This is a genomic window from Shewanella youngdeokensis, assembly GCF_033180165.1.
In the GTDB taxonomy this organism is placed as follows: domain Bacteria; phylum Pseudomonadota; class Gammaproteobacteria; order Enterobacterales; family Shewanellaceae; genus Shewanella; species Shewanella youngdeokensis.
The window spans coordinates 833404-859645 of the sequence record NZ_CP136522.1; the positions used below are offsets into that span (position 1 = coordinate 833404).

Below are 26242 nucleotides of genomic sequence, written 5' to 3' on the forward strand. Positions count from 1 at the left end.
ACTTGATGTTACATGCATGCTGTTTGGCAAACTTAACTGAGTAATCGGAGGCATTATGCGACTCGATAGAATGACCAATAAATTCCAAATCGCTATTTCAGATGCTCAATCTTTGGCGTTAGGACGAGACCATCAATTTATAGAGCCTACTCACTTGATGATGGCGTTATTGAATCAAGATGGGGGATCCATTCATCCGTTGTTGACTCAAGCAGGTATTCAAGTCAGCCATCTTCGCTCGCTACTGAGTCAAGCGCTTGAAAAATTATCACAGGTAGAAGGTACAGGCGGCGACGTACAATTGTCTCAGCCGTTGATCCGCTTGCTTAATTTATGCGATAAATTAGCGCAAAAGCGAAAAGATAAATTTATTTCAAGTGAGTTATTTATATTAGCGGCACTTGAAGGTAGCGATCCACTCGCGCAAGCGTTAAAAAAGGCTGGTGCAACAAAAGCCTTAATGGAATCGACAATTGACCAGGTTAGAAATGGTCAAAATGTTGATGATCCTAATGCCGAAGATCAGCGCCAAGCGTTAAAAAAATATACTGTTGACCTTACTGAGCGTGCAGAGCAAGGCAAATTAGACCCGGTAATTGGTCGGGATGATGAGATCCGACGTACCATTCAAGTATTGCAGCGTCGCAGTAAAAATAACCCCGTATTAATTGGTGAGCCAGGCGTTGGTAAAACCGCGATTGTTGAAGGTTTAGCCCAGCGGATTATTAACAATGAAGTACCTGAAGGCATTAAAAATAAGCGAGTGTTGTCTTTAGATATGGGCGCATTAATAGCAGGTGCTAAATACCGCGGCGAGTTCGAAGAGCGTCTAAAAGCGGTACTCAATGAGCTTTATCAAGAAGATGGGCAAGTGATTCTATTTATTGATGAGCTGCACACCATGGTTGGCGCCGGTAAAGGCGATGGCGCAATGGATGCAGGCAATATGCTCAAACCGGCATTAGCCCGTGGCGATCTTCACTGTGTTGGTGCCACAACGCTTGATGAATACCGGCAGTATATTGAAAAAGATGCTGCATTAGAGCGTCGTTTTCAAAAAGTATTGGTGGATGAACCCAATGTTGAAGACACCATTGCAATTTTACGTGGCCTAAAAGAGCGATATGAACTGCATCATCATGTGGAAATTACCGATCCGGCCATAGTTGCAGCAGCAAGTATGTCTCATCGTTATATATCTGATCGGAAACTACCCGATAAAGCGATCGATTTGATAGATGAAGCGGCATCAAGTATCAGAATTCAAATCGACTCAAAACCAGAATCTCTTGATAAACTTGAACGTCGCGCGATTCAGTTAAAGCTGGAAGAGCAAGCTGTACGTAAAGAAGAAGATGAAGCGAGTTTACGCCGTTTAGAAGTATTACGAACAGAGTTAAAAGTTGTTGAGACCAAAGCGGCAGAACTCAATGAAATTTGGCGTACTGAAAAGGCAGCCCTTGCAGGCACTCAACATATTAAAGCGGATCTTGAACAAGCGCGGATGGATCTTGAGGTCGCAAGGCGAGCGGGTGACTTGACGCGAATGTCTGAGCTGCAATATGGCCGCATTCCAGCGCTTGAAAAGCAACTCGATTTAGCAGCTCAAGCCGAAATGCAAGATATGGCCTTATTACGTAATAAAGTCACTGATGTCGAAATCGCTGAAGTGCTGTCTAAAGCGACCGGCATTCCGGTTTCAAAAATGCTAGAAGGTGAGCGAGAAAAGCTGCTGCAGATGGAAGATGCATTACACGAACGGGTGATTGGTCAACACGAAGCTGTAAATTCAGTGGCCAACGCCATTCGTCGAAGTCGAGCTGGGCTTGCAGATCCTAATCGACCTATTGGTTCATTCTTATTCTTAGGGCCTACAGGAGTGGGTAAAACAGAGCTTTGTAAATCACTTGCTCATTTTCTGTTTGATACCGAATCTTCTTTAGTTCGAATTGATATGTCAGAATTTATGGAAAAGCATTCGGTAGCACGACTCGTCGGTGCACCTCCTGGATACGTTGGATATGAAGAGGGCGGATACTTAACCGAAGCCGTCAGGCGTAAGCCCTATTCAGTCATTTTACTCGACGAGGTAGAAAAAGCCCATCCAGATGTATTTAATATACTATTACAAGTATTAGATGATGGTCGCCTTACCGACGGCCAAGGTCGTACTGTCGATTTTAGAAATACAGTGGTGATCATGACATCAAACTTAGGTTCTGATGTTATCCAGTCAGGATTTGGTGCTCAAGAATATGAGGATATGAAGTCTGATGTGATGCAAGTGGTGACACAGCACTTTAGACCCGAGTTCTTAAATCGTGTAGATGAGTCTGTTGTTTTTCATCCTTTGGATAAAAGTAATATCGCGCACATTGCCTCAATCCAAATTGATGCGTTGCGACAACGATTAGCCGAGAAAGACTACGAGCTAGAGATTAGTACTGAAGCGTTAGCTGTAATAGCCGATGCTGGCTACGATCCGATATATGGCGCAAGGCCCTTAAAACGAGCACTGCAGAACGTAGTTGAAAACCCACTGGCGCAACTGATTCTAGGTGGGCAGCTAAAATCAGGGATGGCAATCAAAATTACTGAAGAGGCTGGCCAGCTTAACTTTAGTCAATGAACATTGCGGTTAATATAAATCAAATGGCACCCTAAATAGGGTGCCATTTTTATTTGCTGATACATGAATGGTGAACTGTAAAATTGTTAGCGACCTTTTGAATTAGTCGCTACAAAATAAAGATACTTTTTCTTGTTGTTTAGAGATTGCCGCTTGTCGTTGTTCTTCCGTCATAACAACAGAGTCACCGGTTTGATTATTTTTTTGAGTCAACCTCGAATGAGTCATAAGCACGTTCAAGCTATGTTTGGCATTTTCACAAATCGACTTTGCCTGAGCTGCATCTTTTTGTTTAATGATAGCCGCAGTCTTCTCACTTTCTGACACCGTTTTAGCCTCGAGAGATTTAACGGGGGTAACACTGCCAATTTTTTTAGGTTCAATATCTTCACTAAATACCTTGTCAGCCTTTTGATGCGGTGGCGGTTGCTGGCTAAAATGAGTAACACCTTGAGCGTCGACCCAAGTGTAGATTTCGCCTGCTTGTAACTTAAGACTAAATAACAGTGTTATTAGCAGTATTGCATAAAGAAAGCACCAAGGTGATGAGAGCCGACCATAACGATGGCGATATAAATTTGATTGATCATCAGTTTGGGGTGAAATCATGATTAACATCCATTGTCGCAATAAACTCAGTTTTATCATTTATGACCGAAAAATCCACCTTTTAAGTAACCGTTTCACTAAAAGCGGGCATAAATGCTAAATGAACCGCTGGAAAAACAATAACCACAACGCTAATTAGCGTTAATAATAGCTAATGTTGCCGTATATTTCTCCATGGCGCCGATGTTTTAGGCGAGTAGACGTAATATTACAATTTAATTGCAAAACGCACTTGCGCTTGTTCAGGAACTCCCTATAATGCGCATCCACTGACACGGCACAGCAGGCCAACTAACTTATCGCAAGGTAAGGTAGCACGGGACTTGCAGCAGTGTTAGAGGGTTAAATCTTCTCGAAGAATGAACCCAGGTGACAAGCGCTTAAAGGGCTTCGAGTTTTGGTTTTGATTAAGAAATCATCGCTTGAAAAACTTCTTAAAATAAGCACTTGACGCCGACACTGGAGAGTGTAGAATACGCCTCCTCAAGCCAACGACCTAGCGTCTTCGGCGAGACTTGAAAGATTAGTCTCACGCTCTTTAACAATATGACAAGCAAATCTGTGTGGGCACTCACAGGTGTTGAGTTATTCGAAATTGCTTCTTAGGAAGCAATCAAAAATATTTCTCAATGAACCACTGAGTGACCATAGCAATATGTAAACTTCGAAAGTCTTCGGGCTTTTGAAAAACAGTATAATTCATTGAGCCGCTTTGCTCTTAACCGAGTAAAGCAAAAAACTTTAATTGAAGAGTTTGATCATGGCTCAGATTGAACGCTGGCGGCAGGCCTAACACATGCAAGTCGAGCGGTAACACAAGGGAGCTTGCTCCTGAGGTGACGAGCGGCGGACGGGTGAGTAATGCCTAGGTATCTGCCCAGTCGAGGGGGATAACAGTTGGAAACGACTGCTAATACCGCATACGCCCTACGGGGGAAAGGAGGGGACCTTCGGGCCTTCCGCGATTGGATGAACCTAGGTGGGATTAGCTAGTTGGTAAGGTAATGGCTTACCAAGGCGACGATCCCTAGCTGGTCTGAGAGGATGATCAGCCACACTGGAACTGAGACACGGTCCAGACTCCTACGGGAGGCAGCAGTGGGGAATATTGCACAATGGGCGAAAGCCTGATGCAGCCATGCCGCGTGTATGAAGAAGGCCTTCGGGTTGTAAAGTACTTTCAGCGAGGAGGAAAGTTCAAGTGTTAATAGCGCTTGGGTGTGACGTTACTCGCAGAAGAAGCACCGGCTAACTTCGTGCCAGCAGCCGCGGTAATACGAGGGGTGCAAGCGTTAATCGGAATTACTGGGCGTAAAGCGTACGCAGGCGGTTTGTTAAGCGAGATGTGAAAGCCCTGGGCTCAACCTAGGAACTGCATTTCGAACTGGCAAACTAGAGTCTTGTAGAGGGGGGTAGAATTTCAGGTGTAGCGGTGAAATGCGTAGAGATCTGAAGGAATACCGGTGGCGAAGGCGGCCCCCTGGACAAAGACTGACGCTCATGTACGAAAGCGTGGGGAGCAAACAGGATTAGATACCCTGGTAGTCCACGCCGTAAACGATGTCTACTCGGAATTTGGTGTCTTGAACACTGGGTTCTCAAGCTAACGCATTAAGTAGACCGCCTGGGGAGTACGGCCGCAAGGTTAAAACTCAAATGAATTGACGGGGGCCCGCACAAGCGGTGGAGCATGTGGTTTAATTCGATGCAACGCGAAGAACCTTACCTACTCTTGACATCCAGAGAATTCGCTAGAGATAGCTTAGTGCCTTCGGGAACTCTGAGACAGGTGCTGCATGGCTGTCGTCAGCTCGTGTTGTGAAATGTTGGGTTAAGTCCCGCAACGAGCGCAACCCTTATCCTTATTTGCCAGCACGTAATGGTGGGAACTTTAGGGAGACTGCCGGTGATAAACCGGAGGAAGGTGGGGACGACGTCAAGTCATCATGGCCCTTACGAGTAGGGCTACACACGTGCTACAATGGTCGGTACAGAGGGTTGCGAAGCCGCGAGGTGGAGCTAATCTCATAAAGCCGGTCGTAGTCCGGATCGGAGTCTGCAACTCGACTCCGTGAAGTCGGAATCGCTAGTAATCGTGGATCAGAATGCCACGGTGAATACGTTCCCGGGCCTTGTACACACCGCCCGTCACACCATGGGAGTGGGCTGCACCAGAAGTAGATAGCTTAACCTTCGGGAGGGCGTTTACCACGGTGTGGTTCATGACTGGGGTGAAGTCGTAACAAGGTAGCCCTAGGGGAACCTGGGGCTGGATCACCTCCTTACCTATACGACTAACTCGCATCTGAAGTATGCAAATACGTTTGAGTGTTCACACAGATTGCTTGTTCTCCTCTTTATAGAGGTGAGCGACAAAATATCCTGCCAAGTTGCAGTGATATCGTTCTTTAAAAATTTGGAAAGCTGATAGTGTTAACGTGAAAGGGACAGCGATTACGATTATTCGTATTGTTGTTTATAGCGTTAATGCGAAATTAAAAAATTGAGTTCTAAACACTTAAACATTAAGTGTCTTGGCTTATTGCTTAACGGCAATGAGTTAAAAATTCTAATTTTGGCGAAAGTAGAAACCATTAGTTACGATACGACTGTTTTGAGCTTACCCGCTTGAAACAACGGGTATTTCTCATAGAGACTTATTTGGGTTGTATGGTTAAGTGACTAAGCGTATATGGTGGATGCCTTGGCAGTCAGAGGCGATGAAGGACGTAGTAACTTGCGAAAAGCGTTGGCGAGCTAGTAACAAGCATTTGAGCTAACGATGTCCGAATGGGGAAACCCACATGCATAAGCATGTATCACAACATGAATACATAGTGTTGTGAGGCAAACCCGGGGAACTGAAACATCTAAGTACCCGGAGGAAAAGAAATCAACCGAGATTCCCCTAGTAGCGGCGAGCGAACGGGGATTAGCCCTTAAGCGTAGAGGGTGTTAGTGGAATGTGTTGGAAAGCACAGCGGCACAGGGTGATAGCCCCGTACATGAAAACTAACTTTACGTGAAAACGAGTAGGACGGGACACGTGACATCTTGTCTGAATATGGGGGGACCATCCTCCAAGGCTAAATACTCCTGACTGACCGATAGTGAACCAGTACCGTGAGGGAAAGGCGAAAAGAACCCCTGTGAGGGGAGTGAAATAGAACCTGAAACCGTATACGTACAAGCAGTGGGAGCGGTTCTTGAGACCGTGACTGCGTACCTTTTGTATAATGGGTCAGCGACTTACATTTTGTAGCGAGGTTAAGCGAATAGCGGAGCCGTAGGGAAACCGAGTGTTAACTGCGCGTTTAGTTGCAAGGTGTAGACCCGAAACCCGGTGATCTAGCCATGGGCAGGTTGAAGGTTGAGTAACATCAACTGGAGGACCGAACCGACTTATGTTGAAAAATGAGCGGATGACTTGTGGCTGGGGGTGAAAGGCCAATCAAACCGGGAGATATCTGGTTCTCCTCGAAAGCTATTTAGGTAGCGCCTCGAGCGAATACCATTGGGGGTAGAGCACTGTTAAGGCTAGGGGGTCATCCCGACTTACCAACCCTTTGCAAACTCCGAATACCAATGAGTACTACTCGGGAGACACACGGCGGGTGCTAACGTCCGTCGTGAAAAGGGAAACAACCCAGACCATCAGCTAAGGTCCCAAAGTTATTGCTAAGTGGGAAACGATGTGGGAAGGCTTAGACAGCTAGGATGTTGGCTTAGAAGCAGCCATCATTTAAAGAAAGCGTAATAGCTCACTAGTCGAGTCGGCCTGCGCGGAAGATTTAACGGGGCTAAGCAATACACCGAAGCTATGGGTTTGCTAGTTTACTAGCAAGCGGTAGAGGAGCGTTCTGTAAGCCGTTGAAGGTGAAGGGGTAACCCACACTGGAGGTATCAGAAGTGCGAATGCTGACATGAGTAACGATAAAGGGAGTGAAAAACTCCCTCGCCGAAAGACCAAGGGTTCCTGTCCAATGTTAATCAGGGCAGGGTGAGTCGACCCCTAAGGTGAGGCCGAAAGGCGTAATCGATGGGAAACAGGTTAATATTCCTGTACTTCTGCTAACTGCGATGGAGAGACGGAGAAGGCTAGGCTAGCGCGGCGTTGGTTGTCCGCGTTTAAGGTTGTAGGCTGTAAACTTAGGCAAATCCGGGTTTACTTAAGGCTGAGAGCTGATGACGAGTCACTAAGGTGATGAAGTAGTTGATGCCATGCTTCCAGGAAAATCTTCTAAGCTTCAGGTTAGTAGGAATCGTACCCCAAACCGACACAGGTGGTTGGGTAGAGAATACCAAGGCGCTTGAGAGAACTCGGCTGAAGGAACTAGGCAAAATGGTACCGTAACTTCGGGAGAAGGTACGCTGCCGACGGTGATGGAACTTGCTTCCTAAGCTGTTGGCAGTCGCAGATACCAGGTGGCTGCAACTGTTTATCAAAAACACAGTACTGTGCAAACTCGCAAGAGGAAGTATACGGTATGACGCCTGCCCGGTGCCGGAAGGTTAATTGATTGGGTTATCTTCGGAGAAGCTCATGATCGAAGCCCCGGTAAACGGCGGCCGTAACTATAACGGTCCTAAGGTAGCGAAATTCCTTGTCGGGTAAGTTCCGACCTGCACGAATGGCGTAATGATGGCCACGCTGTCTCCAGCCGAGACTCAGTGAAGTTGAAATTGCGGTGAAGATGCCGTATACCCGCGGCTAGACGGAAAGACCCCGTGCACCTTTACTATAGCTTGGCACTGAACATTGAACCTACATGTGTAGGATAGGTGGGAGACTTTGAAGCGACGTCGCTAGATGTTGTGGAGTCGTCCTTGAAATACCACCCTTGTAGTTTTGATGTTCTAACCGCGGCCCCTGAATCGGGGTTCGGGACAGTGCCTGGTGGGTAGTTTGACTGGGGCGGTCTCCTCCCAAAGAGTAACGGAGGAGCACGAAGGTTGGCTAAGTACGGTCGGACATCGTACGGTTAGTGCAATGGCATAAGCCAGCTTAACTGCGAGACATACACGTCGAGCAGGTACGAAAGTAGGTCATAGTGATCCGGTGGTTCTGAATGGAAGGGCCATCGCTCAACGGATAAAAGGTACGCCGGGGATAACAGGCTGATACCGCCCAAGAGTTCATATCGACGGCGGTGTTTGGCACCTCGATGTCGGCTCATCACATCCTGGGGCTGAAGTCGGTCCCAAGGGTATGGCTGTTCGCCATTTAAAGTGGTACGCGAGCTGGGTTCAGAACGTCGTGAGACAGTTCGGTCCCTATCTGCCGTGGGCGTTGGATGATTGAAGGAAGCTGCTCCTAGTACGAGAGGACCGGAGTGGACGAACCGCTGGTGTTCGGGTTGTTATGCCAATAGCATTGCCCGGTAGCTACGTTCGGAATCGATAACCGCTGAAAGCATCTAAGCGGGAAGCGAGTCCTAAGATGAGTCATCCCTAGGAATTTAATTCCTCTAAAGAGCCGTTCGAGACTAGGACGTTGATAGGCAGGGTGTGTAAGCGTTGTGAGGCGTTGAGCTAACCTGTACTAATGACTCGTGAGGCTTAACCATACAACCCTGATGGGTTTTGTATGAGACTGATGTTTTTACAGTATCAGAATTAGAAGCACTTAATGTTGTGTGACTCAATAATAGATTTCAGTTTACTTGCGTAAGTGAGTAACAGCTTTTCAAATTTCCCAAATTTGTCTGGAGACCATAGAGCTGTGGTACCACCTGATCCCATTCCGAACTCAGAAGTGAAACGCAGTATCGCCGATGGTAGTGTGGGGTTTCCCCATGTGAGAGTAGGTCATTTCCAGGCGCCTAATAAGTGAAGAGCCCGCTACGCTGTAGCGGGCTTTTTTGCGTCTGCGATTTATGGCCTGGGCTGCTTTAGGCTGCTGTATTAATAGGTTAGCGCTCTGCATTCTAGTGCTCTAAACTCGAAACAAAGTCGTGTGGCCGCTATGCCCATGCGAGGGTAGGATATTTTGAAGCGCCGGTTCAGTATCAAAACTCGCTACGAGACTATTTAGTGGGTTTTCACATCTTCGATTTATGGCATGAGCCATTTTCAAACCGTTAAGGCTTATCAGTGTCATCGATAAAGACTAAACAAAGTCGTATGGCCGCTATGTCCATGTGAGAGTAGGATATTTTCAGGCGCCTAATAAGTGAAGAGCCCGCTACGCTGTAGCGGGCTTTTTTGCGTCTGCGATTTATGGATTGGGCTGCTTTAGGTAGCTTTATTAAAAGGTTATCGCTCTACATTCTAGTGCTCTAAGCTCGATACAAAGCCGTGTGGCCGCTATGCCCATGTGAGAGTACGTCATTTCCAGGCGCCTAATAAGTGAAGAGCCCGCTACGCTGTAGCGGGCTTTTTTACGTCTACGATTTATGGCCTGGGCTGCTTTAGGCTGCTGTATTAATAGGTTAGCGCTCTACATTCTAGTGCTCTAAACTCGAAACAAAGTCGTGTGGCCGCTATGCCCATGTGAGAGTACGTCATTCTCAGGCGCCTAATAAGTGAAGAGCCCGCTACGCTGTAGCGGGCTTTTTTACGTCTACGATTTATGGATTGGGCTGCTTTAGACTGCTGTATTAATAGGTTAGCGCTCTACATTCTAGTATTTTAAGCTCGAAACCAAGTCGTGTGGCCGCTATGCCCATGTGAGAGTCGGATATTTTGAAGCGCCGGATCAGTATCAAAACTCGCGACTATTTAGTGGGTTTTCACATTTTCGGTTTATGGCTTGAGCAGTTTTATTAATAGGTCAGCACGCTAAGTTCGATGCCACATATAGTGCGTTTTATATACCTATGCGAAGGTGATCAGGTAACTCAACTGCGCTACATTGAGCGGAGCTTATACCTTACGGATAATTATGGAACCTCATTTTAGAACGTGAGTGACAAACCAATTAAGTAGAGTAAGGCGATGTTTTTATTAGACGTTTGTTGTCGCTGAGGTGTCTGTTTGATAGCCGTTTAGAGGTTCGTTTTTCGTGCACTTATTTGGGGTTCATGCCGATGTATGGGCGGGAACACGATAAGGAAGTTTTTATCGCTAACATGGTTTGCGTATTAACTTTGATGGGGTAATTGTGTTTTATTGGCGACATTAATATTACTTAAAATATTGTCACTTTATTGCAATCGGTGGAACTTAACTTTAAATAGCATCGCAGTAATTTGATTGCTTAGGTTATGATAAATACATTGCTGTAAAAGTTAAATCCGCCATGGGGAGGGCTATTATATCGAGTTGGTGCTGGGTTGGGCGATACGTTGGCTACCAACAGCTTTTGTACCCCATTAGCTATTTTCTGTAAAGATCTGTTCATTCACACGAATATTACTGGTCAATGTGGCGCATAATTGCGGGGTTTATGCGCTTGTCGGTTAAAAAAGTCGCGGTCAACAAGCTTGGTATAATAAAGTACTTTACCTTTTCAGTCTCTTTGCGCATAGTAACAACTTCAACAGGGGTGTAGCTCCAATTGGTAGAGCGGCGGTCTCCAAAACCGCATGTTGTGAGTTCGAGTCTCCCCACCCCTGCCAAATATAGAAAAAGCCGAGCATTAGCTCGGCTTTTTTGCATCTGTCTACACAAGGCTACTAAGTTTGCTATGTTTACCATGTCTGTTGAGTGCAGATGATCCCTATAAATATGTTCTATAAGCTAAGTTATGACTTCAGCTTTTGGGCTGATGGAATGGTTATCAACTGGTTTTTTATTGTATTAAAATTGCACTTTATATAGCTCGGTGATTGAAAAAAGCGCAGTCAGCCAGTTTGCTTTAAAAAGTACTTTACCTTTTAAGTCAGTTTACGCATAATGCGTCTCGTCAACAGGGGTGTAGCTCCAATTGGTAGAGCGGCGGTCTCCAAAACCGCATGTTGTGAGTTCGAGTCTCCCCACCCCTGCCAAATATAGAAAAAGCCGAGCATTAGCTCGGCTTTTTTGCATCTGTAATTTACTCACTTTTACGTTTAGTATCTAGGCTTCACAAGCTGGTGAGTGAGCTGCTATTCTACATCTAACAATGTTCCTTTTGAGCCAATATGAAATCGAGTGATTACTTAGATGCTATGGGTGTAACTCGTTGGGTAAAGCCTGAGTTAAAGCCTGAGTTATTAACGGTACTGGTGACCCCACGCCGACTAAATCAAACCGATAGTCCTATTATAACTAAAGTACTTGAGTTGCTTGGGTGTGAACGTAACCAAGTTCGCTTTGCCACGAATGCTGAACCACACTCAAAAGTAATTTGGGATATGCGCGGTAAGCATGCACAAAATAGTGACACTACTTTAATGTCGGCACCAATTAACGTGCTCGAATCAGACCGCGAAGCAAAACAGTTACTCTGGCGTAATATGCAACCTTTTATCGTTAAAAAGGACTCACAGTGAAAGTTGTTAGTATTGCTGCTGTATCGGCCTCTAAGATGGCTTCCATTGCTGCGAAAGCACATAGTCACCCAATGAGCGAGTCGACGATTAAGACTTGTTTTGGGGCGTTATACACGTGTTTTGGGGTGTATGAGGACAATGAATTATGTGGTTTTGCAATATTGCATCAGATCTTCGAAGATGCCACCTTAATGGATATTTGTGTTGAGCCGGTTCATCAGGGGAAGGGCTACGGTAAAGCATTACTCAATACAGTGATAGGACAAGCGCAAGCAAAAGGGGCTGAAATGTTATTGCTTGAAGTACGAGCTTCAAGTGTTGGTGCTAGGGCGTTATACCAAAAAGCTGGCTTCGAATTAACAGGAGTACGTAAAGGCTATTATAAGACGGTTTGTGAGCCTGAAGATGCGATATTAATGACGCTGACGTTGTAAGCATATTATGTGCTAATGAATAATTAGACTTTGCGCATTTTGATAGTGAAAGCCATGGAGAAGATAAAAAAAATAGCGCCAGATTGGCGCTATTTTTTTTATCTTTCTTACACTAAAGCAGTTACTTTACTTCTTTGCCCTGTGCCTGAAGATCGGCATGGTAACTTGAGCGAACCAGTGGTCCACATGCTGCATGAGTAAAGCCAATGCTCTCGGCGAGAACTTTTAATTCATCAAATTCGCCTGGAGGCACGTAGCGTTCAACAGGGAGGTGGAACTTAGAAGGTTGCAAGTATTGCCCTAAGGTCAGCATTTCAACGTTATGAGCACGCAGATCGTGTAGTACCTGTGCTATCTCTTCGTTGCTTTCCCCTAGCCCCATCATTAAGCCTGACTTAGTCGGTATATGTGGATGGCGGTCTTTAAACTTTTTCAATAGGTCAAGTGACCATTGGTAGTTAGCACCTGGCCGCGCTTTTCGATAGTGCATCGGCGCTGTTTCTAGATTGTGGTTGAACACATCTGGTGGCTCAGTCGCCAAAATATCCAGCGCTCTGTCGATGCGGCCACGAAAGTCCGGCACTAAGATTTCAATCTTAGTATGGGGGTTTAGTAGGCGGATTTCTCGGATACAGTCAGCAAAGTGCTGCGCTCCCCCGTCGCGCAGATCGTCACGATCAACTGAGGTGATGACGACATATTTGAGCTTCATGTCCTTAATGGTTTGAGCGAGCTTTTTTGGCTCTCCTGCATCAGGTGTTAGCGGTCGTCCATGGGCGACATCACAGAACGGGCAGCGTCGAGTACATATGGCGCCTAAAATCATAAAGGTAGCTGTACCGTGGTTAAAGCATTCTGAGAGGTTAGGGCAAGATGCTTCTTCACAAACCGAGTGCAGTCCATTGTTGCGTAACGCTTGTTTGATCTCTGTAATGCGTTGGTTAGACGCTGGAAGTCTTACGCGCAACCAGTCTGGCTTTCTAAGCATAGTTTCGGGCTCAGAAGGGACAACTTTAATAGGAATGCGCGACACTTTTTCAGCGTCTCTTAACTTAACGCCAGGTTGTAATCTTTCAGGTCTATTCATAATGACTCTGGTAATCCTTGATAATGAACCAGGTTGTTTATTCCGAGCTCTTGGCTAAAGTTTTCAATTAACTGCTTGCCAGCTTCTTCGACAGTTTGTGGGCCACCGAGCTGCTTGCATTGGATCATTTCCATGCCAGCATAACCGCAGGGGTTGATGCGCTGAAAAGGTGACATATCCATATCGACATTGAGGGCTAACCCATGGAAAGAACACCCTTTTCGGATCCGTAAACCGAGCGATGCTATTTTGCGTTCTTCTACGTAAACCCCAGGTGCATCAGCCTTTGCATAAGCATTGACGTCATAACTTTTGAGCATGTTCACGATACTTTGTTCAATATGGGTAACGAGTTGACGCACGCCTACTTTAAGGCGTTTGATATCAAGCAGGGGGTATATAACTAATTGTCCGGGACCGTGGTAAGTCACTTGTCCACCGCGGTCAACTTGTATAACCGGGATGTCGCCAGGATTTAATATGTGCTCACTCTTACCAGCTTGGCCTTGAGTAAATACGGGCGTGTGTTCAACAACCCAGATTTGATCTGGGCTGTTTTGATCGCGGTGATCAGTGTAGTGCTGCATTGCATGCCACACTGATTCGTAATCTTGTTTTCCTAGGTGCCGAATCTGCAAAGTACTGTCTGGCAAGGGCAACCTCTCCCTAAAAGATAAGTGCCGCTATTATACGCCCCAATTTGATAAATGTAAGACGGATCACATTTATCAGTAATGAGTAATATTACAGAACGCGTTTTACGCCATCAATTGCGGCAAGATCGGTATACAGTTGCTCAACATGTTCCTTGCTTGTAACGGTCACGCGAATTGTCACTGAGTGGTAAGTTCCTTTGCTGGAGACTTTTGTTGATGGGGCATAGTCACCTGGTACCGAGCTTTGAACTACGGCAACAACACGGTCAGCAAGAGTGTCACTTGCATCGCCTACCACTTTAAAAGGGAATGAGTTAGGGAACTCCATTAATTCATCAAATTTGGTATCTAACATATTTTTGTCTCAGTAATTTCAATAGCAGTGATATGGTGCCGATTATAGCTAATTCAAGCCCAGTTATCATGTAATCGGTGTAGGTGAAATGCTTTAACGTAAAAAGCCACCCAAAGGTGGCTTTATCTCACAAGGGATGGCTTAGCTAAACCAGCCAGCAAACATTTGCTTGAAGTAATCCATCAGTTGGCTAAACCAGCTGCCTTCGTTGATTTCTTGCAGCGTGACTAACGGGAACTGCGCTATATCTTTTCCGTTTAGTTGGAAGTATATACGGCCTACCGTTTCGCCTTTTGCCATCGGTGCTTTTAGCTCTTTGGTGAGCTCAAAATTAGCTTGGAGGTTTTTAGCTTGACCACGACTAATGGTAATTGGTGTATCAGTGGTTACACCTAAATCGATGGTGTCTCTATCGCCAAACCAGATTTGCTGCGTTACAAAACTATCACCCGCTTGATACGGTGTGACGGTTTCGAAAAAGCGGAAGCCATAGTTGAGTAGTTTTTTGCTTTCAGCTTTACGGGCTGATTCGCTCTTAGTACCCATCACTACTGAAATTAAACGCATGCTGTCTTTAGTTGCAGAGGTGACAAGGTTGTAGCCTGCGCCAGATGTGTGGCCGGTTTTTATGCCGTCAACGCTTAAGCTTTTATCCCACAATAGTCCGTTACGGTTGTATTGTTTTATGCCGTTATAAGTAAATGATTTTTCTTTGTAAACCGCGTACTCTTCAGGCACGTCACGGATGATTGCAGCGCCAAGGATCGCCATATCATAAGCGGTGGTTTTGTGGTTATCTGAATCAAGACCGTGTGAGTTTTCAAAGTAACTGTCTTGCATGCTTAACTGTTTGGCCCACGAGTTCATCAGGTCAACAAAGCCATCCTCGGTACCGGCAATATGCTCAGCCATAGCAACACACGCATCATTACCTGATTGAATGATAATCCCTTTGTTAAGCTCTTCAACTGACACTGTTTTGCCGACTTCAATAAACATTTTTGAAGAGTCGGGGAAGTTTTTAGACCAGGCGTTTTCGCTAATAGTGACTTCATCAGATGGTGAAATATTACCGACTTTAATTTCATGACCAATTACATAACTGGTCATCATTTTGGTCAAACTAGCAGGGTTGAGGCTTTCATATGCGTTGTTTTCAGCAATAATTTGGCCTGTGTTGTAGTCAAGTAGCACATAGGCTTTGGCTGCCACAGTCGGTGCATTAGGTGTCATTACAGGAGCTGCTTGTGCAGATAAGGCGGCGACTGAGGTCGCTAGCAAAAGCGTTTTTATTGTTTGGTTTAATAAATTCATATTAATCATGCACGTCTTTATGTTTAGGTATGATGAAAGCGATGTTCCGTAAAGTATATCATTAGTGGACAACCGAATTCGTTTATAGGTTCATTAATCTTGTTTCATTCTGTTATTAGGTAGCTGTGTGGGTAACCTTGCTGTTTTAATGTTGCTGTCAGTTTGGTTGCCAACGGGGCTTGCCCAATCGGACCCAGTTGTAAACGGTATAAATTGTTTGTCTGCTGGATGCGACTTTTTACTTGGTATGTTTGCTCTAAATCTTTAGCTAACGTCGTTAACTTGGCTTTATTTGAAGAGGCCACTATTTGTATATAGTGCTGGGCATTGCCTTTTAACTCGGCTAAAGCCGCGGACTCTGGGTTGGCAATATGGATAGCCTCTAAGTGTACGTTAGCGGTACCCGTTTTTAGCATATCTAACCGATGTGCGGCAGCATAAGACAAGTCTATTAGTCTATCTTCATGGAACGGGCCGCGGTCGTTAACCCTGACAATCACTTGCTTGTTATTTTTAACATTCGTTACGCGAACATAGCTAGGCAGTGGCAGGCTTTTATGTGCAGCTGACATTGAATACATATCATAGGTTTCGCCATTAGAGGTCAAATGGCCATGAAACTTAGCGCCATACCAAGAGGCGATACCTTCGGCTTGGTAGCCTTCTGCGCTATCCATTACTTGATATGTTTTACCTAAAACGGTGTAATTTTTTTTATTGCCACCGCGGCTGTAGGGCTCAAATTTAGGGTGAGCATCTTCAACCTTAGAAACATCAGGTGCTGAAGTCGGTGCTTCATCATTAGTAAGCTGGTAGCGACTTTGCTGATGACTCGAGCAAGCAGCTAAGAGGCTGACTAACAAAATTACGGCAAGCGAGTTAATGCGCAGCATAAGCGTTTTTTAATTCCTGACTAAATTGATATACAGCCATAGCGTAAAGCGGGCTGCGATTGTACCGGGTGATCACGTAAAAGTTTTTCAGCCCTAACCAGTGTTCGCTATGGTCAGCTTGCTCTAGCGCAATGACTAATGCAGGTTGCGAGATATCAATATCAACCGATTTAGCTAAGGCAACGCTGGGCGATAAAATGTCAGCAACGGTATAATGCATCTTTTCACCTGCCCATGTTTGTACTGTAGCAGGTAAAGCCGATGTCACCGCAAGTTTTAGTGCGACAGGTTGGTTTTGTTGCCAACCATGTTGATGAAAGTAATTGGCGACACTGCCAATGGCGTCAACGGGGCTATTGAGTAAGTCGCGGCGACCGTCGTTGTCAAAGTCTACTGAGTAGTGGCGGTAGCTGGAAGGGATAAACTGCCCAAAGCCCATGGCGCCAGCATATGAGCCTTTTAGATTATCAAGATCTAGGCCTTCTTCTTTAATCAAAGCTTGTAGGTTGGCAAACTCACTTCTGAAGAATGTGGCTCTTGGTGGGTAATGAAACCCTAATGTATATAACGCATCTTTTACGGGGTAGTTACCCATGTAGCCACCATAGAAGGTTTCAATACCAATAATAGCGACAATAATTTGTGGGTCGACTTGAAACTCTTTCGCTGCCTTATCGATGGTTGATGCATGCTTTTTCCAGAATTTGAGCCCTGCATCCAAACGTTTTTCGGTTAGAAAAATAGGGTAATATTGATGCCATGGTTTGGCTTCCCATGGTTTGGTCATTGCGTCGATAACTGCTTGGTTAAAATGCGCGTTTTCGATGAAAGCTATTGACTCTGCTTCACTAAAACCCTGCGTTTGTTGAGTCTTAACAAACTCTGCTTTAAGCGCATTTACCGATGGTTTGGCTTCACCAGCATTGGCTGTACTAGACAAAATTGCCAACGCTAAAGGTGCTAAAAAACGGCTTATCAGTGTCATCTTCGATACCATCCTCTGTAATTGAAAAGCGCCTATAAAGTTGTTGAATACGATAAGCGCTATCGAATGAAACAATCGGTCTAGTTGTTCTACCTATCAACGTACCGACGATGAGTATGAATACTCATTAAAATACCAAACCCCGTCATGAGTGTCAGCATTGAAGTACCACCATAACTTATTAATGGTAAAGGCACACCTACCACGGGCAAAATGCCTGATACCATACCGATATTCACAAAAATATATACAAAGAAGGTTAGGGTTATACTGCCGGCTAATAGTCGGGCAAAGCTGGTCTGCGCTCTAGAGGCTATCACTAACCCGCGACCAATAACGTATAGGTACATAAACAGCAGTAGTAAGCTGCCAATAAGGCCAAATTCTTCTCCGATCACCGCAAAAATAAAATCGGTATGACGTTCAGGTAAAAACTCTAACTGCGACTGAGTTCCTTCTAGCCAACCTTTGCCCCACAGGCCGCCTGAGCCGATAGCAATTTTAGATTGGATAATATGATAACCAGCTCCGAGAGGATCTTTTTGTGGATCCAGCAAGGTGAGAACGCGAATGCGTTGGTAATCATGCATCAGAAAAAACCACAACACAGGTAGCATCGCAATCACGGTGCTAATAAAACCAACTACAATCCGCCAGCTCATACCTGATAAAAACAGCACAAATATCCCTGAGGCTGCAACAAGGATTGAGGTGCCTAAATCGGGTTGTTTAGCGATCAGTAGTGTCGGTAGTAACAATATTACCACCGCTCCGGCCAAGTAGCGTTTTTTAGGCGGCAGCGGAAACTTACTGATATACCAAGCCATAGTGATAGGGAATGCCAGCTTAATCAGCTCTGAAGGCTGAAACTCCATAAATCCGAGGTTTAACCACCGTTGAGCCCCTTTATTTATTTCGCCAAAAAAATGCACTCCGAGCAGCAATACAATGCCAGCTAAATAGATTGGAAATGCCCAGCGCCTGAGTACTTCAGGATTTATTTGCGCGACGGCAAACATAATCACCAGTGATAAACCCATGCGGACTAGTTGTCGTTCCATTAGGGCTAGGTCTTCCCCGCCAGCCGAGTAGATCACGACGAGGCCGAACCCCATCAAAGCTAATAAGCCGGCTAATAATGGCAAGTCTATGTGAAGTCGTTGCCATATGTTTGGGCGATGGTTATGTGCGCTCATTTAGCTTCATCCCAGGAATCTCTTAGCAAGTACTCATCTAATAATGCGCGCGCCACAGGCCCGGCGTTAACGCCTCCCCAACCGGCATTTTCAAGTACCACAGCAAGTACTATTTTCGGGTTCTCATAAGGGGCATAAGCAATAATTAATGCGTTATCTCTTAAGCTCTCGTCAATGGTGTCTGCATCATATTTTTCATCTTCTGCCACACTAAATACCTGTGCAGTACCGGTTTTCATTGCTGCGGTATATTTGGCATCAGTAAAGCGAGATTTGTGCGCTGTGTTGCGCATGGCTTGATTGATGATGTCCCAGTTATTTGGGTTTTTCAGCTCTATCGGGGGCAACTCATCTGGCGGACTATCTATTTTAGCTGTTTCATCTTGAATTGATTTAAGCAAATGCGGTACAAAACGACGACCTTTGTTCGCCATGATCGCAGCGGCATTGGCCAGTTGCAATGGTGATGTTGTCCAGTAACCTTGACCAATACCGACTGAAATTGTATCGCCGATATACCAAGGCTGATTGTAGCGTAAACGTTTCCACTCTTTAGAAGGTAGTATGCCGGTGGTTTCTTCGTAAAGATCAACACCTGTGCTTTCTCCAAAACCAAATGGCGCCATAAAGTTTGCAATCGCATCGACCCCGGTTTTGTAGGCTAAATCGTAGAAAAAGATATCGCAGGAGCTCACAATAGCACTGTTAACATCCACCCAGCCATGACCCCAGCGTTTCCAGTCTCGATACTTACGCTCCACCCCAGGGATCTGCCAAAATCCAGGGTCCCAGATACGGGTTTTACGCGAAACGGTTTTATTTTCTAAGCCCAGCAAAGCTAGGTGAGGCTTTACCGTTGAAGCCGGTGCGTATTGCCCCTGTGTAGCTCTGTTAATGAGCGGGCGAGACTTAGAGTTAAGTAGTTCACTATAGGCTTTGCTGCTAATACCATGTACAAACTGATTAGGGTCATAAGTCGGACTAGATAGCAACGCTAAAATACCGCCATCACGTGGGTCAATGGCGACCACCGAACCACGGCGGCCATGCAGCAGCTCCATGGCTTTTTTCTGTAAGTTAAGATCTAACGTTAAGTAGATATCTTGACCCGGTGTCGGTGATTCTGACTTTAAGGTACGAATGGTGCGTCCACGGTTATTGACCTCTTCTTCGAGGTGTCCAGGTTTTCCCAGTAATATGCTTTCGTAAAACTTCTCAATACCTTGCTTACCGATATCTTTGGTAGCAGCGTAATTTGCCCACTTATTATTTTGTTCAAGTGAATTCTTGTCGCGGCTATTAATTTTACCCACGTAGCCGAGTGCGTGAGTCATTAGCCCGTTATACGGGTAATGCCGCTTAAGGCCTGCTTCGACCGAAATGCCGGGGAATTTGTGCTGGTTTACGCCAAACACGGCAACTTGTTCTTCAGTAAGTTTATTTTTGATGGTTAACGGTTTAAAGCGGCGGTGGTATTTTAATGCGCTGATGACGGATTGTTTTTCGTCGTCAGTAAGGGCAATGACTTCGCTTAACTGTGTTAATGTTTCGCTGATGTCGTCAACTTTTTCTGGCACCATTTCTAAAGAGAAGTAGGGTTGGTTCTCTGCCAGCAGTTGCCCGTGACGGTCGTAAATCAGTCCGCGACTAGGGGCTACTGGGACAACTCGAATTCGGTTGTCATTTGAGCGGGTTTCGTAATCTTTAAATGAAAGGATCTGCAGTTGGTAAAGGTTGGCAAACAGCAGGCTTAATAGAATTAACACACAGAGAAAAGTAAATAGAGCGCGACGTTTAAACAGCGATGCTTCAGCTGCGTGGTCGTTCATGGTGATGCGCTTATTTGGGGACAATTACACTTTCTCCTGCTCAAAAAAAGGTGCCAGGCACATATCTTATTCCTGTAAAGGTAAGACTAACTGAATGTAAAGTCGATACTATTCTCTATGGTATGGGTGATTATTATTGATACTCCAGCCTCGATAAAGGCTTTCGGCAACAATCACTCGGACCAACGGATGAGGGAGGGTTAACGCTGATAAGCACCAGCTTTGTGCTGCTGCTTTTTTACAGTCGGGAGATAGGCCTTCAGGACCACCAATAAGCAGACTGACATCACGGCCATCGAGTAGCCATTTGTTCATCTGCTGCGCCAGTTCCGGAGTCTTCAAGTTTTTACCTGGAAGGTCAAGGCTGACAATGTGGTTACCCTTCGGGACAGCCGCCAACATTAACTCGCCCTCTTTTTGGAGGATGCGAGCTATATCGGCATTTTTACCGCGTTTGCCAGCTGGGATTTCAACTAATTCAAGCGCCATATCTCGAGGAAAGCGGCGCTGGTATTCTTTAAAACCTATTTCGACCCAATCTGGCATGCGGGTCCCTACTGCAACTAACTGAATTTTCATTATTCAGGTTTTTCTGACCAAAGCTTTTCAAGCTGGTAGAATTCACGTGTTTGCTCTTGCATTACGTGCATGATCACATCACCTAGGTCAACAAGAACCCATTCACTGCTTTCACGACCTTCTACACCTAAAATATTTAGGTTAGCGCGTTTAGATTCAACCACTAAGTTTTCAGCGATTGATTTTACGTGAGTTTTAGAGTTACCTGAACAAACCACCATAAAATCGGCGATGTTAGACTTCTCAGATACGTCCATTACGACAATATCTTTGGCTTTAAGGTCTTCAACCTTATCGATTACAAATTGCTTTAGCTCGGCGCTTTCCACGCGGACACTCCATTAACTTTTAGACAGCGCGATAGTATAGCAGGTTATAGGTAGTAGATTAATAGCGAAGATTAGAAATAGTGATTTTAGAGCCGAAGTTTTTTTTAGCGCTCACTAAGCCTTTGAACTATATAACTGGTGTTGAGCAATATACTGTTGAACCGAGGCTGGTAAAGCTGCATCAGTTGGTAATTGCTGAGCCAGGTTAGCCCTAATTTGGGTTGAAGAAAAGGGTTGCTCAGTGATTGGTACCTGAAAGATGTTACCGCTTTTGCTGGTGGCGTTAACCACTGTATTTGCTTCTTGTGCAGTGATAATCGCTTGCATTGGATGGTCGGCGGACAATTGCCAACCTGGCCGTTGACACACCACTAAATGGCATAGCGTGAATAAGCGTTGCCATTGGTGCCAGCTTTGTAAGCTTAAAAACGAATCCATTCCCATCAGGAAGTAAAATTCATGCTGCGGATATTGCTGTTTGAGGGTGGTAAGGGTCGTTACCGTATAAGACGGCGTGTCTCGCTTAGCTTCAATGGTGCACAATTTTAGTTCTGGATATTGCTCACATGCGGCTTGCGCCATTGCTAGCCTGTCTACAGTGCTTACATGTGTGGTGTTTTTATGAGGGGGGATATGGTTGGGCATGAGCCAGATTTCATCTAGCTCAAGTTGTTGCTTAACTTCAATGGCTGGGCGTATATGGCCGAAGTGTAATGGGTCGAATGTGCCGCCGAGTATGCCAATTTTCATCATTAATCGAGCGCGATATGTTCAAGTACTTTATGCGCTCTAGCATCGAATAGTAAACTGATGTGGCTAAGGCCGGTCCAGTCTTCAATGCCTTGTTGTTTCAACCGTAATTCAATGGTGGATGACTTTGACAATAGTGTTTCAATTTGCTCAAGCGTTAAACGTTGCAGTGCACTTTGGTATAGGGGTTTGCGTTTATCCCAAATTCTCAGTTTGCTCCAAAGACTTTGTATTGAGCCGCCTTGGGACTGCGCAGATTTAAGTTGAAACAGTACGGTTAGCTCTTTAAATAATGACCACAGTATTATTGGCATAGCCACGCCTTCACTTTTTAGCTGTGACAACATATGTTGCGCTTTATCTTGCTGGTTTGTCAGCATGGCGTCGGTTAGTTGAAACACGCTAAAGCGTGATTGGTCTTCAAAGTATTGGCTCAGGTGCTCGGGTTCAATTGGCGCGGTTGGGCTTAGCAACTGTAACAGCTGTAAAGCTTGGTCTGCGGCCAGTAGATTTCCTTCATATAACGCAAATAGCATTTCACGCGAGTCTCGCGTTACGTTGAGTGCATAATGGGTTATTCTGCCATCTAGCCAACGTTGAAACTGAGTTCCCTCAGGAGTAATGCAAGGTACATAAATGCCTTTAGCATCGAGCGACTTGAACCATTTACTCTTGGTCTGTTCGGCCGCCAATTTAGGGCCGGTTAAAACCAATAATACATCTGGGTTATCCATCTGCATTAACGATTGAAACATCGCGCTACCTTCTGTGCCCGGTTTGGCTGTTGGTAGTGTAAGCTCAATAATACGGCGACTCGAGAACAAGCTCATTGCTTGCCATTGTTCGATTAATTCATTCCAACTAAAACCCGTTTCTTGGGTTAACTGGATTTTTTCATCGAAACCTTGCTTCTTGGCCACTTGATATAAAGCACTACGGCTTTGCTCGCATAACCAAGGGTCGTCACCAAAAATTAGGCAACATTGTGGGAGCGGGCTGATGTTTCGCAGCAATTGATCTGGGTATACCCGCATCAATTTACCTCTGTAGCAGCCAAGGTTTGGATAATACGATCGGCCGCTTGGTTACGCATCTCTTTGAGTAGTAATTGCATCTCACGACTCTTGGCTAACGCTGTGCGGGGATCATCTAAGTAATCACGGTGGATCTCGACTTCAAAACGCTGAGACTCAGCATCAGGTAGTTGCACGGCAAAAGAGACTTGGTAGTTTAATTCGTACTCGGCCACATTACCGGTAGGGTAAATAGACAGGGTAGAGCGATCTAGTGAGTCACTTATGATGCGGACGGTCGGGATGTTATCTGCTGGCTCGACAATCGCAATACTGCTCAGCCTTAACCGTTCGCGCACTAGACGGGTCAGCTCACTGTATTCGTCTTGGCTGGTTAGGCTCAATGTTTGCAATTGCTCAGGGATAGAATAGCTACCCTGTAATTTAAAGCCGCAACCCGCACTGAGCATTACGCTCAGTGCTAAGGTTGCTAAAAATATGCGTTTAATTAGCATAAGCTTTGTTTAGTCTTCCTTGTTTGCATAGTTAGTTGCAACGCAATTAAGCTGGCGTTAGTTGGCTACGATGTTGAGCAATTTGCCCGGAATGTAGATAACTTTACGCACGGTTTTACCTTCAGTGTGTTTAATCACACCTTCTTCTGCCATACCGGTTGCTTCAACTACTTCTTTGCTGGCATCGGCTGCAACAGTAATTTTGGCGCGAAGCTTGCCATTAACTTGCACGATAATCAGCTTACTATCTTCAACGAGTGCTGATTCGTCAACTTCTGGCCAAAGTACGTCTTCAATTGCCCCAGGGTTGCCTAGTTCGTTCCATAAGCTAAAGCTAGTATGTGGAATGATTGGGTAAAGTAGACGCGTTACAGCGCTTAATGCTTCTTGCATTAATGCTCTGTCTTGTTCTGACTCAGTTGGTGCCTTTTGTAGGCGGTTCATCAGCTCCATTACAGACGCGATAGCAGTGTTGAACATTTGACGGCGTTCAATATCATCGCCCACTTTAGCAATGGTCTTGTGTAATTCACGACGTAGCTCTTTTTGAGCGGCGTTTAGTGATTTAACATCAAGTGCTACGGTTGGGCCTGCAGCAACATGGTCATGTGCTGTTTTCCACAAACGTTTAATAAAGCGATGCGCACCTTCAACACTCGACTCTTGCCACTCTAGTGTTAGCTCTGGCGGCGCAGCAAACATCATAAATAGGCGAACGGTATCCGCGCCATATTTATCAACCATCTCTTGTGGGTCAATACCGTTGTTTTTCGATTTTGACATCTTGCTCATACCGGTATAAACCAGTTCATGACCTTCGCTATCAACCGATTTTACAGTACGGCCTTTGTCATCCGTTTCAAGTACAGTTACGTCGCTTGGCGATACCCAAACTCGCGCACCTTTCTCGTTGTTATAGTAGTAAGCGTCTGCTAGTACCATACCTTGAGTTAGTAGACGTTTGGCTGGCTCGTCTGAGTTCACTAGGCCAGTATCACGCAATAACTTATGGAAGAAGCGGAAGTACAATAGGTGCATACACGCATGTTCAATACCACCAATGTACTGATCTACTGGTAACCAGTAGTTAGCTTTAGCTGGGTCGAGCATCTCGTCTGCATGCGGGCTACAGTAACGTGCGTAGTACCACGATGACTCCATGAATGTATCGAAGGTGTCGGTTTCGCGGAAGGCTTCTTGACCGTTTACCTGAGTCTTGGCCCACTCTTTGTCAGCTTTGATTGGGCTTTGGATCCCGTCCATTACCACATCTTCTGGCAAAATAACCGGTAACTGATCTTCAGGTGTTGGCATGACAGTGCCGTCAGCTAGTGTCACCATTGGGATTGGTGCGCCCCAGTAACGTTGACGTGAAACACCCCAGTCACGAAGGCGGAAGTTAACTTGACGCTTACCTTTGCCTTCTGCTGTGAGTTTTGCGTCAATGGCATCAAATGCGGCTTGGAAATTAAGACCGTCAAATTCACCAGAGTTAAACAAAACACCTTTTTCAGTGTAAGCTTCTTCGCTGATATCAAGTTCGCTATCAACTGGCTTAACGACACCTTCGATGTTTAAATCGTATTTTTTAGCAAATTCGTAATCACGTTGGTCATGGGCTGGTACAGACATTACCGCGCCAGTACCATAGTTCATTAATACAAAGTTACCCACCCAAATAGGGACTTCTTTGCCAGTCAGTGGGTGAATGGCATAAAGGCCGGTAGCAACGCCTTTTTTCTCCATTGCAGCCATGGCCGCTTCGGTAGTATCAGCGTTTTTACACTCTTCGATAAACTCAGCTAATGCTGGGTTATTTGCAGCAGCTTGCGCAGCTAATGGGTGAGCGGCAGCAATCGCTACGTATGTCACGCCCATTACAGTATCTGGACGAGTAGTATAGATATCGAAGCTCTGGTCACTGTCTGCAACCTTAAACGTCATTTCTATGCCTTCGCTACGGCCGATCCAGTTGCGTTGCATAGTCTTAACTTGTTCAGGCCACTGGTCTAGCTTATCGATGTCGGTAAGTAGTTCGTCAGCATATTCAGTTATTTTGATGAACCACTGCGGGATCTCTTTTTGTTCAACAGTGGTATCACAGCGCCAGCAGCAACCGTCAATGACTTGTTCGTTAGCCAGTACGGTTTCATCGTTTGGACACCAGTTGACTGATGATGTCTTTTTGTAAACTAGGCCTTTTTCGTAAAGCTTAGTGAAGAACCATTGTTCCCAACGGTAGTACTCTGGTGTACAAGTGGCGATTTCACGTGACCAGTCATAGCCAAAACCAAGCATTTTAAGCTGGTTTTTCATGTAATCGATGTTTTCATAAGTCCAAGGCGCTGGTGCCGTGTTGTTCTTAATCGCTGCGTTTTCTGCTGGCAGGCCGAAAGAATCCCAACCAATAGGTTGTAGGACATTTTTGCCTTGCAGACGTTGGTAGCGAGCAACCACATCACCGATGGTGTAGTTACGAACATGGCCCATGTGTAGTCGACCTGAAGGGTATGGAAACATAGAAAGGCAGTAGAACTTTTCTTTATTTTCATCTTCAGTAACTTCAAATGTCTTTTGGTCTTTCCAGTGCTGTTGCACTTTTGCTTCAATTTCAGAAGGAGTATATAGTTCTTGCATCAATCTATTTCCGGCCAT

General features: G+C 45.4%; 18 protein-coding genes, 2 tRNA genes and 3 rRNA genes. 8 read left to right on the forward strand and 15 right to left on the reverse strand.

The features are described 5' to 3' along the window. Positions 1-55 precede the first annotated feature (55 nt). Complete coding sequence (gene clpB / locus RGE70_RS03565; RefSeq protein ID WP_310470178.1) at positions 56-2629, forward strand: ATP-dependent chaperone ClpB; 2574 nt, start codon at positions 56-58, stop codon at positions 2627-2629. Positions 2630-2731: 102 nt separating this feature from the next. Here the strand turns inward: clpB and RGE70_RS03570 are convergent, their stop codons facing one another. Next, positions 2732-3238, reverse strand: a complete 507-nt coding sequence (locus RGE70_RS03570) for a DUF4124 domain-containing protein (protein WP_310470179.1) — start codon at positions 3236-3238, stop codon at positions 2732-2734. A gap of 742 nt (positions 3239-3980) precedes the next feature. Here RGE70_RS03570 and RGE70_RS03575 point away from each other — a divergent pair. From RGE70_RS03575 to rimI, 7 genes are all read left to right on the forward strand, one after another. Further along, positions 3981-5523, forward strand: a 16S ribosomal RNA gene (locus RGE70_RS03575). Between the two features lie 387 nt (positions 5524-5910). After that, positions 5911-8805 (forward strand): 23S ribosomal RNA (locus tag RGE70_RS03580). 137 nt (positions 8806-8942) lie between these two features. After that, a 5S ribosomal RNA gene (gene rrf / locus RGE70_RS03585) occupies positions 8943-9058 on the forward strand. Together the 16S, 23S and 5S rRNA genes form the textbook arrangement of a ribosomal RNA operon. A 1662-nt stretch (positions 9059-10720) precedes the next feature. After that, positions 10721-10797 (forward strand) — tRNA-Trp (locus RGE70_RS03590). Between the two features lie 292 nt (positions 10798-11089). After that, positions 11090-11166 (forward strand) — tRNA-Trp (locus tag RGE70_RS03595). A gap of 135 nt (positions 11167-11301) precedes the next feature. Then, positions 11302-11652, forward strand: coding sequence for a hypothetical protein (locus RGE70_RS03600; RefSeq protein WP_310470180.1), 351 nt, complete (start codon positions 11302-11304; stop codon positions 11650-11652). Further along, positions 11649-12086, forward strand: coding sequence for a ribosomal protein S18-alanine N-acetyltransferase (rimI, locus tag RGE70_RS03605; protein WP_375087897.1), 438 nt, complete (start codon positions 11649-11651; stop codon positions 12084-12086). The genes RGE70_RS03600 and rimI overlap by 4 nt, the downstream gene beginning before the upstream one ends. A gap of 121 nt (positions 12087-12207) precedes the next feature. On the opposite strand, the gene lipA is transcribed toward rimI, so the two are convergent. From lipA to leuS, 14 genes are all read right to left on the reverse strand, one after another. Continuing rightward, on the reverse strand, positions 12208-13173 hold the full coding sequence (gene lipA, locus RGE70_RS03610; RefSeq protein WP_310470181.1) for a lipoyl synthase: 966 nt from the start codon (positions 13171-13173) through the stop codon (positions 12208-12210). Beyond that, the gene (gene lipB, locus RGE70_RS03615; protein ID WP_310470182.1) at positions 13170-13826 is read right to left on the reverse strand and encodes a lipoyl(octanoyl) transferase LipB; all 657 of its coding nucleotides are present in this window, start codon (positions 13824-13826) and stop codon (positions 13170-13172) included. Before lipB ends, lipA begins: the two co-directional genes overlap by 4 nt. A 91-nt stretch (positions 13827-13917) precedes the next feature. Then, a complete protein-coding gene (gene ybeD, locus RGE70_RS03620) occupies positions 13918-14184 on the reverse strand; it encodes a DUF493 family protein YbeD (protein ID WP_310470183.1) in 267 nt (88 codons plus the stop codon). Between the two features lie 141 nt (positions 14185-14325). After that, the gene (locus RGE70_RS03625) at positions 14326-15498 is read right to left on the reverse strand and encodes a serine hydrolase (RefSeq protein ID WP_310470184.1); all 1173 of its coding nucleotides are present in this window, start codon (positions 15496-15498) and stop codon (positions 14326-14328) included. Positions 15499-15602: 104 nt separating this feature from the next. Beyond that, positions 15603-16391 carry a septal ring lytic transglycosylase RlpA family protein gene (locus RGE70_RS03630; RefSeq protein WP_310470185.1) on the reverse strand — a complete coding sequence of 263 codons (789 nt, stop codon included), beginning with the start codon at positions 16389-16391 and terminating at the stop codon, positions 15603-15605. Beyond that, a complete protein-coding gene (gene mltB, locus RGE70_RS03635; protein WP_310470186.1) occupies positions 16378-17376 on the reverse strand; it encodes a lytic murein transglycosylase B in 999 nt (332 codons plus the stop codon). Before mltB ends, RGE70_RS03630 begins: the two co-directional genes overlap by 14 nt. A gap of 89 nt (positions 17377-17465) precedes the next feature. Further along, the gene (gene rodA, locus RGE70_RS03640; protein WP_310470187.1) at positions 17466-18572 is read right to left on the reverse strand and encodes a rod shape-determining protein RodA; all 1107 of its coding nucleotides are present in this window, start codon (positions 18570-18572) and stop codon (positions 17466-17468) included. Then, on the reverse strand, positions 18569-20425 hold the full coding sequence (mrdA, locus tag RGE70_RS03645) for a penicillin-binding protein 2 (protein WP_310470188.1): 1857 nt from the start codon (positions 20423-20425) through the stop codon (positions 18569-18571). The genes rodA and mrdA overlap by 4 nt, the downstream gene beginning before the upstream one ends. 84 nt (positions 20426-20509) lie before the next feature. After that, positions 20510-20980, reverse strand: coding sequence for a 23S rRNA (pseudouridine(1915)-N(3))-methyltransferase RlmH (gene rlmH, locus RGE70_RS03650; protein ID WP_310470189.1), 471 nt, complete (start codon positions 20978-20980; stop codon positions 20510-20512). Beyond that, positions 20980-21309 carry a ribosome silencing factor gene (rsfS, locus tag RGE70_RS03655; RefSeq protein ID WP_310470190.1) on the reverse strand — a complete coding sequence of 110 codons (330 nt, stop codon included), beginning with the start codon at positions 21307-21309 and terminating at the stop codon, positions 20980-20982. The genes rlmH and rsfS overlap by 1 nt, the downstream gene beginning before the upstream one ends. Positions 21310-21423: 114 nt before the next feature. Continuing rightward, the gene (gene nadD / locus RGE70_RS03660) at positions 21424-22059 is read right to left on the reverse strand and encodes a nicotinate-nucleotide adenylyltransferase (protein ID WP_310472911.1); all 636 of its coding nucleotides are present in this window, start codon (positions 22057-22059) and stop codon (positions 21424-21426) included. Between the two features lie 2 nt (positions 22060-22061). Next, a complete protein-coding gene (gene holA, locus RGE70_RS03665; protein ID WP_310470192.1) occupies positions 22062-23093 on the reverse strand; it encodes a DNA polymerase III subunit delta in 1032 nt (343 codons plus the stop codon). After that, the gene (locus RGE70_RS03670) at positions 23093-23587 is read right to left on the reverse strand and encodes an LPS-assembly lipoprotein LptE (RefSeq protein ID WP_310470193.1); all 495 of its coding nucleotides are present in this window, start codon (positions 23585-23587) and stop codon (positions 23093-23095) included. The genes holA and RGE70_RS03670 overlap by 1 nt, the downstream gene beginning before the upstream one ends. A gap of 57 nt (positions 23588-23644) precedes the next feature. Beyond that, positions 23645-26224: a leucine--tRNA ligase gene (gene leuS / locus RGE70_RS03675; protein WP_310470195.1), complete on the reverse strand. Its 2580-nt coding sequence runs from the start codon at positions 26222-26224 to the stop codon at positions 23645-23647. Positions 26225-26242: the final 18 nt, after the last annotated feature.

Coding starts and splice junctions, on each gene's coding strand:
- RGE70_RS03630 (WP_310470185.1), bottom strand. CDS start 16,391: ATGCTGCGCATTAACTCGCTTGCCGTAATTTTGTTAGTCAGCCTCTTA.
- ybeD (WP_310470183.1), bottom strand. CDS start 14,184: ATGTTAGATACCAAATTTGATGAATTAATGGAGTTCCCTAACTCATTC.
- RGE70_RS03670 (WP_310470193.1), bottom strand. CDS start 23,587: ATGCTAATTAAACGCATATTTTTAGCAACCTTAGCACTGAGCGTAATG.
- lipA (WP_310470181.1), bottom strand. CDS start 13,173: ATGAATAGACCTGAAAGATTACAACCTGGCGTTAAGTTAAGAGACGCT.
- RGE70_RS03625 (WP_310470184.1), bottom strand. CDS start 15,498: ATGAATTTATTAAACCAAACAATAAAAACGCTTTTGCTAGCGACCTCA.
- rlmH (WP_310470189.1), bottom strand. CDS start 20,980: ATGAAAATTCAGTTAGTTGCAGTAGGGACCCGCATGCCAGATTGGGTC.
- mltB (WP_310470186.1), bottom strand. CDS start 17,376: ATGACACTGATAAGCCGTTTTTTAGCACCTTTAGCGTTGGCAATTTTG.
- leuS (WP_310470195.1), bottom strand. CDS start 26,224: ATGCAAGAACTATATACTCCTTCTGAAATTGAAGCAAAAGTGCAACAG.
- rodA (WP_310470187.1), bottom strand. CDS start 18,572: ATGAGCGCACATAACCATCGCCCAAACATATGGCAACGACTTCACATA.
- clpB (WP_310470178.1), top strand. CDS start 56: ATGCGACTCGATAGAATGACCAATAAATTCCAAATCGCTATTTCAGAT.
- holA (WP_310470192.1), bottom strand. CDS start 23,093: ATGCGGGTATACCCAGATCAATTGCTGCGAAACATCAGCCCGCTCCCA.
- nadD (WP_310472911.1), bottom strand. CDS start 22,059: ATGAAAATTGGCATACTCGGCGGCACATTCGACCCATTACACTTCGGC.
- RGE70_RS03570 (WP_310470179.1), bottom strand. CDS start 3,238: ATGATTTCACCCCAAACTGATGATCAATCAAATTTATATCGCCATCGT.
- RGE70_RS03600 (WP_310470180.1), top strand. CDS start 11,302: ATGAAATCGAGTGATTACTTAGATGCTATGGGTGTAACTCGTTGGGTA.